The sequence below is a fragment of the Mammaliicoccus sciuri genome, assembly GCF_002901825.1.
GTDB classification, from domain to species: domain Bacteria; phylum Bacillota; class Bacilli; order Staphylococcales; family Staphylococcaceae; genus Mammaliicoccus; species Mammaliicoccus sciuri.
This window is the reverse complement of the sequence record NZ_PPQD01000028.1, coordinates 224,429-226,922: the sequence shown is the minus strand read 5'-3', so window position 1 is coordinate 226,922 and position 2,494 is coordinate 224,429. Positions and strand designations below refer to the sequence as shown.

Here is a 2,494-nt window from a genome sequence, read left to right as displayed (position 1 = left end):
TAACTACCATTAGTTAGGTATAAATAGTATAATATGTAAACTTGAGTGAATAATAATTAACAACAGAATATTTTTTAAAAGTGAAGGGAAAAGAAAAATGAAAAAAATAAAACGGGATCTTAAATTTTCTATTAGAAAGTTCAAGGTAGGTATTGGTTCAGTTGCAATCGGGGCGATATTTTTAATCTCTAGCAATGGAGAAGTAGAAGCAGCTAAACTTACAAACGAAAGCCAAATGACAATTAAAGGAACAGAGCAACAAGAAAGTAGCCAAGAAGAAGCAACGAGAACAAAACAGGGAAATGAACAGACAACGCAAGATACAGAACAAGCAGAAACAAAAGAAGTATCAGAAATACAAAAATCTGAAGTGCAAGAACCGGTAGTAGAAGAATCGCAACAAGTTGAAACGGATGCTACTAAAGAAATAGAAACGACAGATGTAAATCAAAAACAAGAAGCACCAAAAGAACAAGAACAACAAGAGGCACCTAATGAAGAAATTGAAGTGTCAGAACCAAAGGGAACTGAATCAAACAAAACAGTTACAGATACTAAACAGGTAAATGAACAACAAAATTCATCTCAAGTAAGTAATAAACAAGAAGTACAAGAAACTAAACAAAAGCAACCAGAAACAACGGTAAGTAAAGAACAAGAAGTTTCTGAAGCAACACAACCAGAAAAGTCAGAAACAAACACTCAAGTAAGCAAGACAACTCAACCTGAAGTGAAAGAAACTAAGACTAATAAAAAGGTTGCAAGTGTTAAAGCGAATACGCAAAGTATGAGAGTTGCTAGTACATCTGCTGCAATAACAACGGACTCAAGTAAATCAACAGTAACAAAAGATAATTTTACAGATTATTTCAAGTTAAATGGTGATGCAACATACGATAAAAATACTGGAAAAGTTATCTTAACTACGGATAATCAAAATAAAAAAGGTAGTTTTTCTTTAAATAGTAAAATTGATATGTCCCAAAGCTTTACTTTAAAAGGGAAAGTAAATTTAGGAAATAAGAATTCGACGCAAGGTGGTGCAGATGGAATCGGTATTGTATTCCATCCAAATTCAATTAACGATATCGGTTCATACGGTGGAGGACTTGGTATCGGCGGTCTGTCTAAAGCTTTTGGATTCAAGTTAGATACCTGGTACAACGAAACGGGAGAAGTAACATTTATTAAAGACCCTACAACATTTGGTAAAAATCGTACAAAAACAATGGGTGCGTTTGTGTATACGACTGGAAATAACGTAGCAGTTACAGATGAGAACACTGTACAGTTTGTTGGTGGTCCATCAAATAATGTATTTAATAGTATATTAGTCGAATATGACGGTAAAACAAAGATAATGAAAATTAAATATACAGATAGTACCGGAGTTTATGACTTCTCGAAAAATATGACAGAATATATTGATCCTAATCAAAGTTATACTTTAGCATTATCAGGATCTACAGGATATTATAAAAACAGACAAGAATTCCAAATTGAAGAATTTACATATGTAGCAAGAGGTATAGCTAATGTTAAATATGTAGATCGTGATACAGGAAGAGATATATTACCTGTGCAAGAATACGAAGGCGATATAAAAGGGAAAGTAACGTTAGATAATAAAAAATCTGAATTATATAATCAAGGGTATGATTTCGTTAATGTAGATGCATCGGATAAAAATAATTTTGTTCAACAAACAGATACAGTAACTTATACAACAAATGGCCAAAATGTTGTTTATTATTTTGTTAAAGCAAATGGCCAACTCATTTCTAAATATATAGATGAGAATGGAAAAGAGATTAAAACATCAACAACAACGAATGGAAAAGTCGGTAATAACTTCGAAGACCAATATCCTCGAGTGATTGGTGATTACGATTTAGTAGAAGTACAAGGAAATTCAAATGGCCAGTTTACGAGAGAACCACAAACAGTCACGTATATTTATAAAATCGGATCAGGTCAAGTTAATGTGAAATACGTAGATGAGAGTGGCAATGAAATACAACAATCTACAACATTAAACGGCAAACTTGGAGAAAGCTATACTTCAACATATCCAGAACGAATTGGCATGTTCAAGTTTAAAGAAGTTAATGGTAGTGAGTCAGGTATTTATAGTAGAGATCAGAAAACAATCATTTATGTATATGAGGATTTCACTTCAGAATCATTAAGTATGAGTGAATCATTAAGCACGAGCGAATCATTGAGCACAAGCGAGTCATTAAGTACAAGTGAGTCATTAAGTACAAGTGAATCATTAAGTACGAGTGAGTCATTGAGCACGAGCGAATCATTGAGCACGAGCGAATCATTAAGTACGAGCGAATCATTGAGCACAAGCGAATCATTAAGCACAAGTGAGTCTCTAAGCACGAGTGAGTCATTAAGTACAAGTGAGTCATTAAGTGAAAGCGAATCGTTAAGTACAAGCGAATCGTTAAGCACGAGCGAATCGTTAAGTACAAGCGAATCATTA

The 2,494-nt window shown here is 33.5% G+C and carries 1 protein-coding gene; it reads left to right on the top strand.

Going from position 1 to position 2,494, the window contains the following annotated elements; all coding sequences use genetic code 11:
• Positions 1-97 precede the first annotated feature (97 nt).
• Positions 98-2,494: lectin-like domain-containing protein (locus CD035_RS13960; protein ID WP_219728648.1), on the top strand; the 2,397-nt coding region annotated here is incomplete at its 3' end.